Genomic DNA, 17,307 nt, shown 5'->3' on the forward strand with positions numbered 1-17,307 from the left:
GTCTACTCCGCTGCCAGACGCGCGGCCTCGACCGCGCCGTTCTGGCTGAGCGACAGATAGGCGCCCGTGACCGCAACCGCGAACCGGTCGTCGGCGGCGAGCCCGGGCGGGAAGACGGCGAACAGGCTCAGCAAGGCCGAAACCCGCGCCTGGTCGTTGTTGGCGCCGGCCAGCAGTTCGGCGGTCTTGCCCGCCAGCGGATCGTCGACGACGAAGGTCTCGCCGCTCTCGGTCACGCCCGACTGCCATTTCATCCAGGCGGCGACGCCAAGGGCCATGGCCTCGATATCCTGCCCGGCCGCCAAACGCTCGGCGGCCCCGGCCAGCAGGCGCTGAGGCAGTTTCTGCGACCCGTCCATGGCGATCTGGCGCGTCCGGTGCATCAGGGACGCGTTCGAGAACCGGCCCATCAAGGCGCCGCGATAGGCGGGGATGTCCAAGCCGGGCGGCGGGTTCAGCGTCGTCTGCGCCTCGTCCCAAAGGGCCTCGACATAGGCGCGGAAGGCGGGAACCGCGACGGCCTCGTGGACATGCTCATGACCCGACAGGGCGCCCAGATAGGCGATTGCCGAGTGGGCGCCGTTCAGCAGGCGCAGCTTGGCATCCTCCCACGGCTCGACCGCGTCGGTCAGTTGCACGCCCAGCGCGGCGAAATCCGGTCGCTCGCCGGCGAACCGATCCTCGATCACCCACTGGGTGAAGGGCTCGGCCTTGACCATGCCCTGGTCCTCGACGCCGAGACGGGCTGTCAGGCGCGCGATGTCGTCGGGGATGGTCGCCGGGACGATGCGGTCGATCATGGTCTGGGGAAAGGCGCCCTTCGCCTCGATCCAGTCGGCCAGCGACGGATCGAGGCGGCGCGCCATCGCCAGCACCCCGGCGCGGATGCGCTTGCCGTTGTGGGGAAGGTTGTCGCAACTGATGACGGTGAAAGGCTCGAGCCCCGCAGCCTTCCTCGCCCGCAGCGCCGCGACGATGAAGCCGGGCGCTGTGCGAGGCGCGTCGATGTCGGCCAGGTCAGCGGCGACATCCGCCTCATCCAGCAGCAGGTCGCCCGTCGCCGGGTCGAGGCGATAGCCCTTCTCCGTTACCGTCAGGGTGACGATGTGGACATCCGCGTCGGCCATGGCCGCGACAAGGGCGGCGGGGTCTTCCGGCCCGACCAGAACGCCCCGACCGGCGCCGATGACGCGCAGATGCTCGTCCGATCCGTCACGTACGACCAGGGTGTAGAGCCCGTCCTGCGGGTTCAACTGGTCACGCACGCCGGGCGACCGAAGCGAGGCGCCCAACACGCCCCAGCGCAGGTCGCCTCCGCTGATCGCATCATCGAACACCACCGCCTGGTGGGCGCGGTGAAAGGCGCCGATGCCCAGATGGACCACGCCGGTCTTCACCTGGGCGCGGTCATAACCGGGAATGGCGACATCGGCGGGCAGGCTCTTCAGAGCCGCGTCATTCAGCCTGCTCACAGCTTATACGCCGCCTTCACCAGGCCATAGGTCAGGGCGTGGGCCAGTTCGTGGGCTTCGTCCTCCTCCATCCGGTGTTCGACCACCAGCTTGGCCAGGAAGCCGCAATCCATGCGTCGGGCGACGTCGTGACGGGCGGGGATCGACAGGAAGGCGCGGGTGTCGTCGTTGAAGCCGACGGTGTTGTAGAAGCCGGCCGTCTCGGTGACCTGTTCGCGGAAGCGACGCATGCCTTCGGGGCTGTCGTGGAACCACCAGCTGGGGCCAAGCTTCAGCGCCGGATAGTGGCCGGCCAGGGGCGCCAGTTCGCGGCTGTAGCTGGTCTCGTCCAGGGTGAAGAGGATCAGCGACAGGCGCGTATCCGATCCGAACCGGTCCAGTAGCGGCTTCAGCGCCCGCACGTAATCCGTCTGTGTGGGGATGTCGCAGCCCTTGTCTCGGCCGAAGCGGTTGAAGACGGTGGCGGAGTGGTTGCGGAAACTGCCGGGATGCAGTTGCATCACCAACCCGTCCTCGACCGACATCGCCGCCATTTCGGTCAGCATCTGCCCCCGGAACAGTTCGGCGTCGGCCGGCGTCGCGTGAGCCGTCGAGATGCGGCGGAACAGAGCCTCGGCCTCATGTTTGGGCAGGTCGGCGGTGAAGGCGGTCGGGTGGCCGTGATCGGTCGAGGTCGCGCCCATCGCGATGAAGACCGCCCGGCGATCGCGCAGGGCCTGAAGATAGCCGTCCCACGACAGCGTATCGCGGCCGGTCTGTTCGGCCAGGATCTTCAGATTGTCGCGGAAGCCCTCATAGTCGGGGTCCAGCACCGGATCGGGGCGATAGGCGGTCAAGACCCGCCCCTTCCAGCCCGAGGCGTTGATGGCCTTGTGATGTTCCAGCGTATCGAGCGGGCTCTCCGTCGTGGTGAGAACCTCGATATTGAACCGCTCGAACAGGGCGCGGGGCCTGAAGGCGTCGGTCTTCAGCGCGGCGTCGATGACGTCGTAGTAGTGGTCCGCCGTCTCGGCCGACAGGCGCACGTCTATGCCGAAGGCTTCGGCATAGACCCAGTCATGCCACATCCGCGACGGCGTGCCCCGAAACAGGTGATAGTTCTCGGCGAACCGGCGCCAGATCTTGCGCGGATCAGTCTCGACCGGACCGCCGTCGGCGCGCGGCACCCCCAGGTCCTCCATAGCCATCCCCTGCGAGTGCAGCATGCGGAAGACATAGTGGTCGGGCGTGATCAGCAGTTCGGCCGGATTGGCGAAGGGCTCGTTCAAGGCGAACCAGCTCGCGTCCGTATGGCCGTGCGGGCTGATGATCGGCAGGCCCTTGATCTCGGCATACAGGCGACGCGCGACCGTGCGGGTATCGGCGTCGGCCGGAAACAGCCGGTCGGGATTGAGCTTGAGCGGATGAGCCATGACGTCCTTCACTTGTCCTCAATACGGAGGCGCTGGATCGCCTCGCGAGTTTGATCCCGCAGATACCGTGTCACGAACAAAAAGACACCGGTTACCGCGCGGCCTTTGAGAAACCGCTCTCCTTAGGACAAGACCGGATATTGCAGTTTGTCAGCCAACGGACACAAGGTCGTCTTGCGTCCCGGCGCGAGGCTGGACATAAGGGCCAAGCACCGCACACGCGGGCCGGCTTAGCTCAGTTGGTAGAGCGCCAGTTTTGTAAACTGGATGTCGCGGGTTCGATTCCTGCAGCCGGCACCATCTCTATGCGACCATCGGGGACATGGCCGACACAACCAACAAGCTGGGCCACAAGATCGGTGCGCGCGGCGGGAGAACCCGCCAGGCGATCCTCGACGCGACCCAACGCCTGTTGAACGAGCGGCACTACGGCGAAATCCGCGTCGCCGATCTGGCCTTGGCGGCGGGCGTATCGCCGTCGAATTTCTACACCTATTTCAAGACGGTCGAAGAGCCCGTTCTGGCGCTGTGCGAGGTCGCGGCGAACGATTTCCAGGGTCTGGCGACGCATTTTCAGGCCGACTGGCCGGGCGACCGAGCCTTCATCATCGCTCGCGCTTTCATTCTGGACGTGATGGCGATCTGGCGAAGCCATGGCCAGGTGCTGCGGGTCGAACACATGCTGGCGGACAACGGCGACGTGGCCTTCGTCGAAAGCCGGGTGCGCCGCCTTCGCCGTCTGCACCTGGCCATTGAACGCCGCGTAGCCCAGGCCCACGCCAGCGGCCTGCACCCCAAGGACTATAATCCGCGCCTGGCCTCGTACCAGATCGCCTCGATCGCGGAATCGACTGCGGCCAGTTTCGACTTGCTGCGGCGGGCCGACACGCCGGAAGCCATTCTGGACACGGCGGCCATCATCATCGTCAAGCTGACGACAGGGCGTTAAAGCCCCAGCGGGCCATAGAGCCAGGTCAGCCAGATCCCCACGGCGAGAAAGACGCCGAACGGCAGCTTCTCGCTTCCGCTGACCGTGCGACGCACCACCAGCATTCCGAACACCAGGCTGAGCCCGACCGCGCAGGCCCACAGCAGCACGCTGGGCAGACCGATCCAGCCGACCCAGGCCCCTGCCCCGGCGAACAGGAATGGGTCGCCCCCGCCCAGGCCGTCGCGCTTGCGAATCGCCCTATAGAGCCAGCCAACCAGCCACAGGCCGCCGAACCCGATCACGACCCCGATCAGATGCGACAAGGCTAGATCCCAGCCGATCATCGCCGCCGCCGCCAATCCCGTCGCGACCAGAGGCCAGGTCAGGATGTCGGGCAGCCAGAAGTTCTCGCCGTCGATGATGGCGATCAGCAGCAGTTGCCAGCCCAGGACGGCCGTCGCCCCCGCCATCAGCCACGAGGCTCCGCTGAGCCCCGCCCAGACGCCGATGGCGGCTGCGGCCAACTCGATCAGCGGATAGCGCCGGGAAATCCGGGTCTGGCACCGCACGCAACGGCCCTGCAGCGCCAGCCAGCTGAACAGCGGAACCAATTCCCAGGCGCGCAAAGGCTGGTCACAACCCCGGCATCGCGAGCGGGCGACGACGATGTCCTCGTCACGCGGCAGGCGCACGCTGACGGCGGCGATAAAACTGCCGTAAATCAGGCCCAGCCCGCCCATGACGGCGGCGGCGATCACAGGATGCATCGAGACGTCCAGACGGCGGCGAACCGCTCTGGCTTAGCCGCCCCCGAGCGCCACCGCCACATGATAGGTCACCAGCGACGCCAGATAGGCCAGACCGAACATGTAGCCGATCATGATCCAGGTCCATTTCCACGAGTTGGTCTCGCGCTTGACCACGCCCAGGGTCGCCACGCACTGGGGCGCGAAGATGTACCAGGCCAGGAAGGACAGAGCCGTCGCCAACGACCATTGCGCCGACAGGGTCGAGGCCAGGAGGCCGGTGGCGTTCTCGGTGTCGGCGATCGCGTAGGTGGTAGCCAAAGCCGCCACCGCCACCTCGCGCGCCGCCATGCCGGGGATAAGGGCGATCACCATCTGCCAGTTGAAGCCGATGGGGGCGAAGATCGGCTCCAGCGCCCGGCCCAGCATGCCGGCGAACGAATAGTCGATGGCCGGCAGGGTCGCGTTCTCGGGCGGATAGGGGAAGGTCGCCAGCACCCACAGGATGATCACGGCCGGCAGGATGATACGCCCCGCACGGTTCAGGAATATCTTGGCCCGAAGCCACAGGTTGAAGCCCACGCTCTTAAGGTCGGGCGTCTTGTAGGTCGGCAGCTCCATCATGAAGGGCTCGACCGCGCCGCGCCAGAACACCTTGCGGATCACCAGCGACACCAGAAGCGCGCTGACGATGCCGGCGGCGTAGAGGCCGAACATCACCAGTCCCTGCAGATTGGCGAAGCCCCAGACCGTCTCATTGGGAATGAAGGCGGCGATGATCAGCGTATAGACCGGGATCCGCGCCGAGCAGGTCATCAGCGGCGCGACCAGGATGGTGGTCAGGCGGTCGCGCTTGGAATCGATCACCCGCGCCGCCATCACGCCGGGAATGGCGCAGGCGAAGCTGGACAACAGAGGAATGAAGGCCCGGCCGTGCAGCCCCGCCCCGCCCATGATCTTGTCCATCAGGAAGGCCGCGCGGGCCATGTAGCCGAAGTCTTCCAGGGCGATGATGAACAGGAACAGGATCAGGATCTGCGGCAGGAAGACCAGCACGCTGCCGACGCCGGAAATGATTCCGTCCACGATCAGGCTTTGCAACAGACCGTCGGGAAGGACCGTCGCGACCAGACCACCCAGCCAGCCGATGCCGGCCTCGATGCCGTCCATCAGGGGCGCGGCCCAGCTGAACACGGCCTGGAACATGAAGAACAGAAGGGTGAACAGGATGACCAGGCCGGCGACCGGATGCAGCAGGATCGAATCGATCTTGCCGGTCAGGGTGTCGGGGCGCTCCGGCGGGCGCACGCAGGCCTTCATGATCCGTTCGGCTTCGCGTGCGGCGGTGCGCAGCTCGGCGGCGTCGGGACTGTGCCACTGGCTTTCCGAAACGGCAGCGGCGGCGGCCCGGTCCTCGATGGCGACGATCAGATCGTCGATGCCGCGCTTGCGCGTGGCGACCGTGGTGATAATCGGCACGCCCAGCTCGGCGCCCAGCTTCTCCAGATCGATCCGCAGCCCCTGACGCTGGGCGATATCGTACATGTTCAGCGCCAGAACCATGGGCCGGCCGACAGCCTTCAGCTCCAGGATCAGACGCAGGACCAGACGCAGGTTGGTGGCGTCGGCGACGCAGACCACCACGTCCGGCGGCGTCTCTCCGGCCAGACGACCCAACACGGCGTCGCGCGTGACCTCCTCGTCTGGGCTGCGGGCGCGCAGGGAATAGGTGCCAGGGAGGTCCAGCACGGACATGGTCCGGCCCGAGGCGGCGCGGATCAGCCCCTCCTTACGCTCCACCGTGACGCCCGCGTAGTTGGCGACCTTCTGGTGGGCGCCGGTCAGGGCGTTGAACAGCGCCGTCTTGCCGCTGTTGGGATTGCCGACCAGGGCGACGCGAGCTGTCTTCAGGGCGATGTCCATCAGTTGGCCTCAGACTGGGCGGCGTCCAGCTTTATCGTCAGGCTCTCGGCTTCATGGCGGCGCAGGGCCACGCGCATGTCGTCCACCTTCATGGCGATGGGGTCCTGACCGAACAGGCCTTCGTGCAGCAGTTCGATCTGCGCGCCCTCGACGAAGCCCAGTTCGAGCAGGCGGCGTTCCAGCTCGACCGCTTCTCCTTGATGGTGACAATGGGCGCCCACCTGAACGATGACGCCGCGATCGCCGCGTCGGGCCTGGCTCAGCTTGATGGTGTCAGTCAATTTTACGCTCGCACGGGCGAGGCCGCTCCCCAGCGGCTCCGCGTTTCTTTGACACTGATTATCAGGTGCGAGGCCCCCGCGTCCAGCAGGACAGCTTGACCAATTGCCGCGCCAGCGTATTTCGCTATCACAGGCTGAACAGGAGCCGCCATGATCCGTTTCGCCCTCGTCGCCCCGCTTCTTCTTGCCTCCATCCTCGCCTTGGCCGCCTGTGGTCAGGGCGAGCCGTCATCAACGGCCCCGACCAAGCCCGTTCATGTCCTGACGGAGACGGAGAAGGCGACACTGCTGGCCTCCCTGCCCGCTCCTTACAATGCGGGCTATCTGGAGAACGGCCGCCGCGCCTTCGCGCGCTGCCGCGCCTGCCACACCATCGGCGAAGGCGGCCCAGACATGGCGGGCCCGAACCTGTACGGCGTGTTCGGGCGAAAGGCGGGGGATCGGCCGCGCTACAACTATTCCAACGCCATGCGCACTGCAGACTTCACCTGGGATGCGGAGAAGCTGGATCACTGGCTGGAGAACCCGCGCACCTTCCTGCCCGGCAACAAGATGACATTCCCCGGCCTGCCCGACGCGACGGATCGCCGTGACGTCATCGCCTTCCTGAAGGTGGAGACGGGCTACAAGCCGGAGCCGGCGCCCGCCTCCTGATCAATCAGCCTTCCGGCAGTTCCTTGGGTCCGCCTTCGCGCATTTCCTGAGCTTCCCACTCCTCGATCTTGCGCGAGGTCCATTCCGGCGACTTGGTGAAGCGCGCCAGGACGCCATAGATCACGGGCACCACGAACAGGGTCAGGACGGTGGCGAAGATGGCGCCGGTGAAGATCACCACGCCGATCGTCTGACGGCTGCCCGCGCCCGCACCCTGCCACAGCACCAGCGGCAAGGCGCCGAAGGCGGTGGCGATCGAGGTCATGATGATCGGCCGCAGACGCAAGGACGACGACTCGATGATCGCCTCGCGGATCGACCGGCCCTGGTCACGCAGCTGGTTGGCGAACTCGACGATCAGAATGCCGTTCTTGGCCGCGACCCCGATCAGGATGATCAGTCCGATCTGGCTGTAGATGTTCAGGCTGGACCCGGCCATCAACAGGCCGAACAGCCCGCCCGCCGCCGCCAGCGGCACGGTCAGCATGATGACCGCCGGCGTGATCCAGCTTTCGAACTGGGCCGCCAGCACCAGGAAGACCAGCAGCAGCGCCAAGCCGAAGGCCGCAAACACCGCTCCGCCCGCCTCCTGCTGGTCGCGCGCAGCGCCGCCCCACTGGGTGACGACACCGCCCTGGGGCTGTTTGGCCGCCTCGGCGCCGAGGAACTGGATGGCGTCGTCGATGGTGGTGCCGGGGTTCAGGTCGGCCTGAAGCGAGATCGACCGCTGACGATCAAGACGGCGACGATCCGGCGTGTCGCCGCTGGTCTTGGTCGTGACCACGGCCGACAGCGGCACCAGTTGCCCGCCACCGGTCGCGACATAGAGAGCCTCCAGGTCAGCGACCTCGCGCCGGTTGTCGCGCTCGGTCTGCAGGATGACGTCGTATTCCTGTCCGCCCTTGATGTAGGTGGTGGCGGTCCGCGACCCGAACATCGTTTCCAGCGTGCGGCCGATGGACTGGGACGACACGCCCAGCGCCGCCGCCTTCTGCGGATCGACATCGACCAGCAGGCGCGGCGAGTTCGGCTCATAGTTCAGGCGCGGACGCGAAAAGCCGGGATTGGCCTGGGCCGCCGCCAACATGGGTTGAAGCCAGTTGTAGATCTGCTGGTAGTCGGTGCCCGTGGCGATCAGCTCGATGGAGTTGGAGTTGCCGCCCCCGCGTTGGAAGGCGCCGGGGGTCGAGGCGTTGACCTGGGCGTCCGTCTGGCCGCGCAACTTGCCGTTCAGCTCCTGCGCGATCTCGGCCGCCGTGCGATCACGCATGGACCAGTCGGCCAGGGTCAGGACGGCGTTGCCGGAGTTGAAGCTGCCGCCGCCGAAGCCCGGCGCGGAGACCAGATAGCTGTCGGCCTCGCCGTTCGCCTTGTATTCGGCCAGCAGAGGTTCCAGCCCCAACATGATCTTGCGGGTATAGTCGAAACCGGCGCCCTCGGGGCCGGCGACGCGCACGGTCACCCGGCCGCGATCTTCGTCCGGCACCAGTTCGTTGGGCAGGGTCAGGAAGATGCCGCCCGCCCCCGCCGCTACCAGCAGGATCAGGGCGCCGACGCCGATCACCGCGATACGCCGACCCAGCATCATGTCCAGAGATCGGGCATAGGACGACTTCAGCCGATCCATACCCCAGTCCACCCGACGCGCGACCCAGCCGCCGCCATGCGCCGGTTTCAGGATTTTGGACGCCAGCATCGGCGACAGGCTGAGCGCCAGGAAAGCAGAGAAGGCCACGGCGGCCGCGATGGCCGCCGCCAGTTCGACGAACAGACGCCCGACATAGCCAGGCAGGAACAGCAGCGGCGCGAACACCGACAGCAGCACGATGGTCGTCGCCACGACGGCGAAGAAGACCTGACGCGCGCCGCGTTCCGCGGCGACCAGGGGCGGCTCGCCCAGGTCCAGACGACGCTGGATGTTCTCGACCACGACGATGGCGTCATCCACCACTAGGCCAATGGCCAGCACCAGAGCCAGCAGGGTCAGAAGGTTCAGCGAGAAGCCCAGAGGCGCCAGCACGATGAAGGTCGCCAGCAGGCAGATGGGCGCCACGATGGATGGAATCAGCGCCGCTCGCAGACTGCCCAGGAAGATGAAGTTGACCAGGGCCACCAGGGCCATGGAGATGCCGATGGTGATCCAGACCTCGTCGATGGCGTGGGAGGTGAAGACTGAGTTGTCCGACCCGATCTCGATGGTCACGCCCGGCGGCAGGGTCGGCCGGATTTCGTCGATCATCTCATGGACGCCATCCGAGATGGCGAGGTCGTTGGACTGGGCCTGACGGGTCACGGCCAGGCCGATCTGGTCCATGCCGTTGCCGCGGAACAGGCGGCGATCCTCCTCCGGCGCCTCCTCGACACGGGCGACGTCGCCCAGACGGGTGACGTAGGTCGGCTGGCCTTGGATGATGGCCGAGGAGCCGCTGCCCGTCCCGGTGGCGACGGACGCCGAGGCCGAGGCGGAACCGCGAGTACCGATGGGTAACTGCCGGAAGTCTTCCGGCAAGGCATAGGTGCGCGCCACGCGGACGGTGTAGTCCTTATCCGTGGATTCCAGCGAACCGGCGGGCAGTTCGACGTTCTGGTTGGTCAGGGCCGTCTCGACGTCGTTGACCGTCAGGCCCCGCGCAGCCATGGCGGCGGAATCCAGCCAGATCCGCATCGAATAGCGCTGCTCGCCATAGATGTTGACCTGGGCCACGCCGGGCACGGTCGCCATCCGGTCGACCAGATACCGGTCCGCATAGTCGGTCAGCTGAAGCCGGTTCATGCTGGTCGAGCGCAGGAAGACGATGATGATCGGCTGGCTGTCGGAATCGGCCTTGGCCACTTCCGGCGGGTCGGCCTGGTCCGGCAGGCGGCCGACCACGCGACTGACGCGGTCACGCACGTCGTTGGCGGCGTCGTCAATGTTACGGTCCAGCGAGAACTCGATGTTCACATTCGAACGGCCGTCGCGGCTGGTCGAGTTGATGCGCTCGACGCCCTGGATGCCGGCGATCTGCTGTTCGACCGGCTCAGTAATCCGGCTCTCGATCACCTCGGCCGAGGCGCCGGCATAGGTGGTGTTGACCGAGACGATGGGCGGGTCGACGTCCGGCAGTTCGCGCACTGGCAGGAAGAAGAAGGCCGCCGCGCCGATCACGCACAGAACGATGGCGGCGACGGCCGCGAAGACCGGCCGCCGGACCGAAACGTCGGACAGCATCATTGGGCGGCGCCCGACTTGCGGTCGGCAGCCGACTTGCGATCTGCGCCCGCGACGCTGACCGGCGCCCCCGGCTGGATGCGGTTCAGGCCCGAGCCGACGATACGGTCGCCGGGTTCGATGCCCGACAGGATTTCGACGAAGCCGTTCTCGACGGCGCCGGCCTCGACCTCGACCCGCTGTGCGGTCGATCCGTTCTGGCCGGGCGCAATGCGATAGACGAAGGCGCCGGCGCCCTCATATTGCACGGCTGATTCCGGGGCCGCCGCCGCCTGGCGCTGGCCCTGCTGGACCACGACGCGCAGCAGCATGCCTGGGCGGATGCGACCGCCGGGATTGGCGAACTCGGCGCGGGCCGTGGCGGCGCGGGTGGTTTCGTTGACGCGGGTGTCGATCAGGGCGATCCGACCCTGGAAGGGTTCGTCGCCATAGGCGTCCGCCGTCGCCGTCAGCTGGGCGCCCGGCTGAAGCACGTTCAGGTAGCGTTCCGGCAGGGGGAAATCGACGCGAATGGTCGAAGTGTCGTCCAGGGTCGCGATCACCGCGCCGGGATTGATCAGCGTGCCCGCCGTCACCGTCGTCAGACCCATGCGGCCAGCGAACGGCGCGCGGATGACGCGGTCGCCGCGTCGCGCCTGGGCCGCTTGCAGCGAAGCGCGGGCGGTCTCCAGCCCCGTCTCGGCCTGTTCCAGCATCACCTGGGGCGCGATGCCCCGGTCGGCCAGGGCCTTGTAGCGATCATATTCGCGCTGGGCCTGATTGACGTTGGCGCGGGCCTCAATGATGGCGGCGTCTTCCTCGCGCGCCTGAAGCTCAACCAGCGGCGCGCCGGCCGACACCAGCTGGCCGTCGGCGAACAGGACGCGCGTGATCAGTTCAGTGGTCGAGGAGGTGATGTTCACCGACCGCTGCCCGCGCGCCACGCCCAGCACCCGGATCTGGTCCGAGAACTGACGCTGGCCCACGACGGCCTGCGACACCTCCTGGCCGCCACGTCGGCCGCCTGCGGCGCCCGGCCCTTGGGCCGACTTTTCGTCCCCGGTGGCGATCTTGACGATGGCTGCGATGACCATCAGCCCAAGCAGAACGGCTGCGGCGATGAGGAAGAAGTGACGTTTGATCACGCGGGGGTCTCTCGGTCAGGGGGACGCCGCATGCATTACCGGGTAATGAAGTGCGCGCAATGTTACGTATCAGTAACGTGGCGGATCACATTTTCCGTCGCAGAAATCTCCCTCTAAAAACGACGCCACACCGCCAGAACAGGCCCACGGGCGATTGCGGCTTCTCTGCCTGCGACGGTTTGTCTCCATCCGGCCTGCACGCTCCAGCCCCCGAAATCGCGCACCACCGAGGTTTCCAGCGACAGCCAGCGTGACCCGCCGTCCGCCGCCCCGCCGAACGCCTGGCCCAGCACCATCCAGTCGCGACCGATCCGGGCGCCCGCCGTGGCGTCGATGCGCGTCTCGTCCGGCAGGCCGTCACGCAGACGCCGCGCGGCCTGAAGCTCGACGAACGATCCGTCCATGCCCCAGCGCGCGCCCATTTCGCCCAAGGATCGGCCGACCGACACCCGCGCCTCCCAGTCGTGCTCGCCAACGCCCGGCTGGGCATAGCCGGCGTTGCGCCCCTCCCCGGCCCAGGTGTAGCCGCCGTAGAGGCTGACGGCGTTGCGGTCGTCACGCCAGACCTGCCAGGTCGCGCCGATCTCGATGGGGCCGCGCCCGTTGTAATCGACGAAGGCGTCCTCGCCGTCCTGCCAGTCGGCCTTCAACTGCAGGGTCAGCCGGTCCGATGCGCCATATTCGGCGAACAGGCCCAGCGCCGCGTCGCGCCGTTCGGCCGGCAGGTCGCGCTCCTGGCCAGAGGCGTCGAAACCGCCATCGGCGCTCAGCCGCTCATATTTGACGATCGCCTGCCCTTTGCCTTTGGGCTGGACCCAGGCGCCGGCGAGGGCCTGGACGGGCGCCAGCGCACCTAGCGCAAGCACCGCCGCAGCCCCGACGAGACCTAGGCGTCGTAGCCCGGCGACTTGCGGTCCAGCTGACGCAGGGCGCCCGGCCAGGTCAGGGACGAGATGAAGCCGATGCCCCGTCCCTGTTCCCTGGTTTCCGCCTGCGCCTCGTCGGGGGCCAGCAGGATGTGCTGACGCCCGCCCGACAGGGCCGCGACCTGCTGCGCGCAGGCCCTCTCCAGAAAGAAGATGCCGATCCATGCCTGAGCCGCCGTTTCCCCGACCGCCAGCGTGCCGTGGTTTCGCAGCAGCATCAGCGGTTTGTCCCCCAGGTCGGCTACCAGACGTTCGCGTTCGTCATGGTTCAGGGCCAACCCCTCGTACCCATGATACGCAACCTGATACTGTAGTAAACACGCGTTCTGGCTGATCGGCAGCAAACCTTCGGCCTGAGCCGCCACGCCGACGCCGTTCACTGTGTGCAGGTGGATGACGAACTTGGCGTCGTCGCGCGCGGCGTGGACGGCGGAGTGGATGGTGAAGCCCGCCGGATTGATGAAGTGGGTCGTGTCCTGAACGATGTTCCCCTCCAGATCGACCTTCACCAGCGACGAGGCCGTGATCTCGTCGAAATAGAAGCCGTACGGATTGATCAGGAAATGATGCTCCGGCCCCGGCACCCGCGCCGAGATATGGGTGAAGATCATGTCGTCCCAACCGTGCAAGGCGACCAGCCGATACAGGGCCGCCAGCTCGACGCGGACCTGCCATTCGGCCTCGGACACGCGGGATTTGATCGAAGGACTCGTTCCGTCAGCCATGGTTTCCTCCTGCCTCTGAACGGGCTTTGAGAAACCGTCGCCCTGCCCGCATGCGCCGTCAACCCGCCTTGAACGATGTTGACGCTGCGTCATCAGGCGGCCGTTAGCTTTGCTTAACGCCGTCTTCACGACCGCGCCTTATGGTTAAGCATCGTCGTCGGTTCGGGGAGCCGCTGTGTCTGTCGTTCAATTGGAGCCGCCCCGCGACGCCTGGGACGACCGGACCGTTTCCCAACTTCTGACCCTGGCGCAAAGCCGCTCGGCGGAAGACCGTCAACGGCTGCTGCTGAAGGTCACATGCCTTTGCGAAGCGACGCGTCCGCCGGCCGAGGTCGGCCCGCTGCTCAGCGACATCTTCCTGACCCTGGCCGCCCAGGCCGAGCGGGACATCCGCCTGGCCCTGTCCGAGCGCATCGCCGGCGTCGACTGGGCCCCGCCCGCCCTGATCAACATGCTGGCGCTGGACGAGATCGAGATCGCCCGGCCGGTCATCACCTCCAGCCCGCTGCTGCAGGACACCGACCTGATCCGGCTGCTGATCGAGGCGACGCTGGAGCATCAGATCGCCGTGGCGCGCCGGCCCCAGCTGTCCCGGCCCGTGGCGGACACGATCATCGACCGGGGCGAGGCCGTGACCATGACCGCCCTGGCGTCGAACCGTTCGGCGGACATCAGCGAAGACGCCATGCGCAAGCTGGTCGATCATTCGCGGCGCCTCGCAGGCCTGCGCGCGCCGCTGACGCGGCATCCCCGACTGAACGAACAACTGGCCCAGCAGCTGTATCAATGGGTCGGCCAGGCCTTGCGCCAGTCGATCGGCGAACGGTTCCGCATCGACGACGCCCAGCTGAACGCCGCCGTCCAGCAGGCCGCCGCCAAGGCCGTCGGCAGCCCCGAATGGCGCACGGCGCCGACCAGCCGGCTGGCCGAAGATCGCGAACGCTCTGACATGGAACGTCGCCTGGTGGACAAGCTGGAGGCCGCCGGCCAACTGCGTCCCGGCCTGCTCATCCGCGCCCTGCGGGAACAGCGGTTCGAACTGTTCGAACAGGCGCTCGCCGCCTTGGGCGGTTTCAGCGACGCCCAGGTGCATCACGCCGTGCGCGCCCCGACCGCCGAACCCCTCTATCTGGCCTGTATCGCCGTGGGCGTGGACAAGGCCGTCTTCGCCTCCCTGCTGGTCGAGGTGCGCAAACTGTCAGGCGGCCTGCCCGCCGACGGCGGCTGGACGGCGACGCCGATGAACGCCCATTCCGCCTCGCGTGCTTTCCGCCAGATGATGGAAAAGCCCGCGATCGTTTGACTTCGCCGTCAAGCTCGGCTCACGTCCCGCCGTGACCCAGCCCACTCCCTCCTCCCCCATTCCAGGCTCGCCGGCGCTGGCCTTCGTCGCCAGCGATCGCCCTGAAGCCCAGGCGGCGCGAAAGGCCCTGATCGCGCGCTATGGCGCGGTATCCGAGCAGGAGGCCGACGTGATCGTGGCCCTGGGCGGCGATGGTCAGATGCTGGAGACGCTGCACGCCAACCTGCGCCAGCGCACGCCGGTCTATGGCATGAACCGCGGCTCGGTCGGATTCCTGATGAACGACTACGAGGAAGAGGGCCTGCTGGAGCGAATCGCCGCCGCCGAACGCACCGTCATCCATCCGCTGCAGATGGACGCCTGGACCGAGAGCGGCGAGGTCCATACCGGCCTGGCCATCAACGAGGTCTCGTTGCTGCGTCAGACGCGACAGAGCGCAAAGCTGCGGATCACGGTCGACGACCGCGTGCGCCTGGAAGAACTGTCCTGTGACGGCTGCCTGGTGGCGACGCCGGCGGGATCGACCGCCTATAATCTCTCGGCGCACGGCCCGATCATTCCTCTGGACGCCCGCATCCTGGCCCTGACGCCGATCAGCGCGTTTCGGCCCCGGCGCTGGCGCGGCGCCCTGTTGTCGCACGGCGCCAAGGTGCGGTTCGAGGTGCTGGAGGCCGACAAACGGCCCGTCTCGGCCACCGCTGACAACTTCGAAGTCAGGCGTGTCGCCCGCGTCGAGGTGCGCGAACGGCGTGACCTCAGCCTGACCATGCTGTTCGACGCCGGACGATCGTTCGACGAACGCGTGATGGCCGAACAGTTCGCCAACTGATCCGGTCACGGGTTCTTAAGCCCGATCCCGTACCTTGCCTTCAAAGTCCTATGGAGCCCGCCATGAGCAATCCGGCGCAGATCACCCCCCCGACGAACGCCCTGCGCATGAAGGTCGGCGGCGGTTTCGGCATCAACGCCGACGCCATCGCCAGGGCCGAGGAGGCGCTGAAGGCTATGGCGGCTCAGTTCGGCCAGTGGCTCAACGACGAGATCGTCAAGCTGGACAAGGCCCAGGCCGACATTCGCGAACAGGGCTACAATCCGACCACTGCCGAAGCCCTATATTTCCGCGCCCATGACCTCAAGGGCCTCGGCACGACCTACGAATACCCGCTGGTGACGCGCATCGCCGGTTCGCTGTGCAAGATGCTGGACGACGCCGACCGTCGCATGACCGCGCCGGTCGTCGTACTGGACGCCCACATTGACGCCATCCGCGCCGTGGTCCGCGACCAGATCAAGACCGACGAACACCCCACCGGCCGCGCCCTGGCCGAAACCCTGGAAGCGCGCGTCGCAGACCATCTCGCAGGCTGAAACGTCCCCCTCAGCCATGATGCGAAAGGCCCGCCGAATGGCGGGCCTCTTTTTATGCGGCGTTGGCGGCGGAAAGCGCCGGAGACGGCGATTGATCCAGCCGTTCCATCAGATAGGCCAGATCGTCGCGCAGCACGTTCGGTCGCTGAGTCAGGAACCGTTCCAGCATCTGCTCGCGGAAATAGGCGCTGGACGTGTCGATCCCCTCGGACGCCAGCGTCCTCCAGGTATCGACCCCGGCGCGGAAGGCCTGGAACAGGCGCGGCGGCAGGCCCGCCCGATCATAGATGGCCTTCAGCCCCAGCGGCCCCGCGTCATGCACCATCAGCCAGGCCCGGTGATGGGGCGTGTTGGCCAGTTCGGCAAGGCCATATTCGAACATCGCCATCTGACCGCGCGCCAGGCCGCGCAACAGCAGCGAGGCGTTCAGGACGCGACGCGCATTCAAATGGGTCATGAAGGCCGCAAGATCCGAACTGACGGCGGCCTGATCGACCAGATCCACAGTCGTCCGCTCACGCGCATATTGGGCCAGACGAATGGCCGTCTCCGGCGCGACGGCGTGGCGGCTGATCAGGTGCTCGCGCACCGCATCGCTGGCCAGCTGGATCAGGCGCTCAGTCACGCTCATCGGCAAGACCTGCCGATAGGCCAGGGCCGTCAGCACCTCGGGCGCCTCGGCGAAGCGATCGACCACGGCCGCCAGCGCGGCTTCCGACAGGTCCGCGTTGTCATTGGCCGCCACGGTGCGAACCGCCTGTTCGCACCCTTCCTCGGCCAGCACCGTTGCCACATCGCGCGACACGCGCGACCGTCCCGCCACCGCGACCTGACGCACGACAGAGCCGGCGCGCACGATTTCGATCAGGTCCTCGTCGCTGAAGGCTGGAGAGGCGGCGATGATCGGCAAGGCGATACTGTCCAGATCGCCAGCCAGTTTGCGCGCCACATCATTGGGGATCAGGTCCGACGCCTTCAGCGTGACGGCCATGGCGCGCCGCACCAGTTCGGCTGCGTCGTTGGCCAGCAGGCGCAGGATTTTCTGCGCCGCGGCCCGGTCGTCCTCGTCCAGCTCGGCGCGTTCCATGTTGCGGCACAGCTTGTGCGCCGCCTCGGCCCGTTCATCGTCGTCCGTCGCCTTGATGAGGCGTCGAATGTCCACTTCTGTGAGGCGTGCGCGGAAGGCGGTCATGGACGGCTCGTCATGGAATCGGGCGTGGATCCCAGAATG

General features: G+C 67.0%; 15 protein-coding genes and 1 tRNA gene. 6 read left to right on the forward strand and 10 right to left on the reverse strand.

What is annotated here, in order from left to right; genetic code table 11:
• Positions 1-2: 2 nt before the first annotated feature.
• Positions 3-1,472, reverse strand: coding sequence for a mannitol dehydrogenase family protein (locus tag ACK4MH_RS11420; RefSeq protein ID WP_409718341.1), 1,470 nt, complete (start codon positions 1,470-1,472; stop codon positions 3-5).
• On the reverse strand, positions 1,469-2,884 hold the full coding sequence (gene uxaC / locus ACK4MH_RS11425) for a glucuronate isomerase (protein WP_409718344.1): 1,416 nt from the start codon (positions 2,882-2,884) through the stop codon (positions 1,469-1,471). Before uxaC ends, ACK4MH_RS11420 begins: the two co-directional genes overlap by 4 nt.
• Positions 2,885-3,108: 224 nt before the next feature.
• Between uxaC and ACK4MH_RS11430 the strand changes: the two genes are divergently transcribed.
• A tRNA-Thr gene (locus ACK4MH_RS11430) sits at positions 3,109-3,184 on the forward strand.
• A 22-nt stretch (positions 3,185-3,206) separates the two neighbouring features.
• Positions 3,207-3,833 (forward strand): TetR/AcrR family transcriptional regulator, encoded by a 627-nt coding sequence (locus tag ACK4MH_RS11435; protein ID WP_409718347.1) that lies wholly within the window; start codon positions 3,207-3,209, stop codon positions 3,831-3,833.
• On the opposite strand, the gene ACK4MH_RS11440 is transcribed toward ACK4MH_RS11435, so the two are convergent.
• Genes ACK4MH_RS11440 through ACK4MH_RS11450 form a run of 3 tightly spaced genes read right to left on the reverse strand, consistent with a single transcriptional unit; the run spans position 3,830 to position 6,765 of the window.
• Positions 3,830-4,582 (reverse strand): prepilin peptidase, encoded by a 753-nt coding sequence (locus tag ACK4MH_RS11440; RefSeq protein WP_409718350.1) that lies wholly within the window; start codon positions 4,580-4,582, stop codon positions 3,830-3,832. The genes ACK4MH_RS11435 and ACK4MH_RS11440 overlap by 4 nt on opposite strands.
• A gap of 33 nt (positions 4,583-4,615) precedes the next feature.
• Positions 4,616-6,484: a ferrous iron transporter B gene (locus tag ACK4MH_RS11445; RefSeq protein WP_409718353.1), complete on the reverse strand. Its 1,869-nt coding sequence runs from the start codon at positions 6,482-6,484 to the stop codon at positions 4,616-4,618.
• Positions 6,484-6,765 carry a ferrous iron transport protein A gene (locus ACK4MH_RS11450; RefSeq protein WP_409718356.1) on the reverse strand — a complete coding sequence of 94 codons (282 nt, stop codon included), beginning with the start codon at positions 6,763-6,765 and terminating at the stop codon, positions 6,484-6,486. Before ACK4MH_RS11450 ends, ACK4MH_RS11445 begins: the two co-directional genes overlap by 1 nt.
• Positions 6,766-6,915: 150 nt before the next feature.
• Between ACK4MH_RS11450 and ACK4MH_RS11455 the strand changes: the two genes are divergently transcribed.
• Complete coding sequence (locus tag ACK4MH_RS11455) at positions 6,916-7,419, forward strand: c-type cytochrome (RefSeq protein WP_409718359.1); 504 nt, start codon at positions 6,916-6,918, stop codon at positions 7,417-7,419.
• 4 nt (positions 7,420-7,423) lie between these two features.
• On the opposite strand, the gene ACK4MH_RS11460 is transcribed toward ACK4MH_RS11455, so the two are convergent.
• The 4 genes from ACK4MH_RS11460 to ACK4MH_RS11475 form a co-directional block, all read right to left on the reverse strand.
• Positions 7,424-10,630 carry an efflux RND transporter permease subunit gene (locus ACK4MH_RS11460; RefSeq protein ID WP_409718553.1) on the reverse strand — a complete coding sequence of 1,069 codons (3,207 nt, stop codon included), beginning with the start codon at positions 10,628-10,630 and terminating at the stop codon, positions 7,424-7,426.
• The gene (locus tag ACK4MH_RS11465) at positions 10,630-11,754 is read right to left on the reverse strand and encodes an efflux RND transporter periplasmic adaptor subunit (RefSeq protein WP_409718362.1); all 1,125 of its coding nucleotides are present in this window, start codon (positions 11,752-11,754) and stop codon (positions 10,630-10,632) included. The genes ACK4MH_RS11460 and ACK4MH_RS11465 overlap by 1 nt, the downstream gene beginning before the upstream one ends.
• Positions 11,755-11,867: 113 nt before the next feature.
• Positions 11,868-12,620 carry a hypothetical protein gene (locus ACK4MH_RS11470; protein WP_409718365.1) on the reverse strand — a complete coding sequence of 251 codons (753 nt, stop codon included), beginning with the start codon at positions 12,618-12,620 and terminating at the stop codon, positions 11,868-11,870.
• Between the two features lie 20 nt (positions 12,621-12,640).
• Positions 12,641-13,405: a class II aldolase/adducin family protein gene (locus tag ACK4MH_RS11475; RefSeq protein WP_409718368.1), complete on the reverse strand. Its 765-nt coding sequence runs from the start codon at positions 13,403-13,405 to the stop codon at positions 12,641-12,643.
• Between the two features lie 175 nt (positions 13,406-13,580).
• Here ACK4MH_RS11475 and ACK4MH_RS11480 point away from each other — a divergent pair, with 175 nt between their 5' ends.
• The 3 genes from ACK4MH_RS11480 to ACK4MH_RS11490 all read left to right on the forward strand — a co-directional run bounded on the left by ACK4MH_RS11480 (position 13,581) and on the right by ACK4MH_RS11490 (position 16,076).
• The gene (locus tag ACK4MH_RS11480; protein ID WP_409718371.1) at positions 13,581-14,708 is read left to right on the forward strand and encodes a DUF2336 domain-containing protein; all 1,128 of its coding nucleotides are present in this window, start codon (positions 13,581-13,583) and stop codon (positions 14,706-14,708) included.
• 31 nt (positions 14,709-14,739) lie between these two features.
• Entirely contained in the window at positions 14,740-15,537 is a 798-nt protein-coding gene (locus tag ACK4MH_RS11485; protein ID WP_409718374.1) for an NAD kinase, read from the forward strand.
• Between the two features lie 62 nt (positions 15,538-15,599).
• On the forward strand, positions 15,600-16,076 hold the full coding sequence (locus ACK4MH_RS11490) for an Hpt domain-containing protein (protein WP_409718377.1): 477 nt from the start codon (positions 15,600-15,602) through the stop codon (positions 16,074-16,076).
• Positions 16,077-16,128: 52 nt separating this feature from the next.
• Here ACK4MH_RS11490 and ACK4MH_RS11495 read toward each other — a convergent pair whose 3' ends face one another.
• Positions 16,129-17,268, reverse strand: coding sequence for a DUF2336 domain-containing protein (locus ACK4MH_RS11495; protein WP_409718379.1), 1,140 nt, complete (start codon positions 17,266-17,268; stop codon positions 16,129-16,131).
• Between the last annotated feature and the right edge of the window lie 39 nt (positions 17,269-17,307).

Origin of the sequence: Brevundimonas sp., from assembly GCF_046295075.1 — a bacterium.
In the GTDB taxonomy this organism is placed as follows: Bacteria; Pseudomonadota; Alphaproteobacteria; order Caulobacterales; family Caulobacteraceae; genus Brevundimonas.

Excerpts from the sequence above, each read along its gene's own strand:
- uxaC (WP_409718344.1), bottom strand. The coding sequence starts at position 2,884 with ATGGCTCATCCGCTCAAGCTCAATCCCGACCGGCTGTTTCCGGCCGAC.
- ACK4MH_RS11435 (WP_409718347.1), top strand. The coding sequence starts at position 3,207 with ATGGCCGACACAACCAACAAGCTGGGCCACAAGATCGGTGCGCGCGGC.
- ACK4MH_RS11440 (WP_409718350.1), bottom strand. The coding sequence starts at position 4,582 with ATGCATCCTGTGATCGCCGCCGCCGTCATGGGCGGGCTGGGCCTGATT.
- ACK4MH_RS11445 (WP_409718353.1), bottom strand. The coding sequence starts at position 6,484 with ATGGACATCGCCCTGAAGACAGCTCGCGTCGCCCTGGTCGGCAATCCC.
- ACK4MH_RS11455 (WP_409718359.1), top strand. The coding sequence starts at position 6,916 with ATGATCCGTTTCGCCCTCGTCGCCCCGCTTCTTCTTGCCTCCATCCTC.
- ACK4MH_RS11460 (WP_409718553.1), bottom strand. The coding sequence starts at position 10,630 with ATGCTGTCCGACGTTTCGGTCCGGCGGCCGGTCTTCGCGGCCGTCGCC.
- ACK4MH_RS11475 (WP_409718368.1), bottom strand. The coding sequence starts at position 13,405 with ATGGCTGACGGAACGAGTCCTTCGATCAAATCCCGCGTGTCCGAGGCC.
- ACK4MH_RS11490 (WP_409718377.1), top strand. The coding sequence starts at position 15,600 with ATGAGCAATCCGGCGCAGATCACCCCCCCGACGAACGCCCTGCGCATG.
- ACK4MH_RS11495 (WP_409718379.1), bottom strand. The coding sequence starts at position 17,268 with ATGACCGCCTTCCGCGCACGCCTCACAGAAGTGGACATTCGACGCCTC.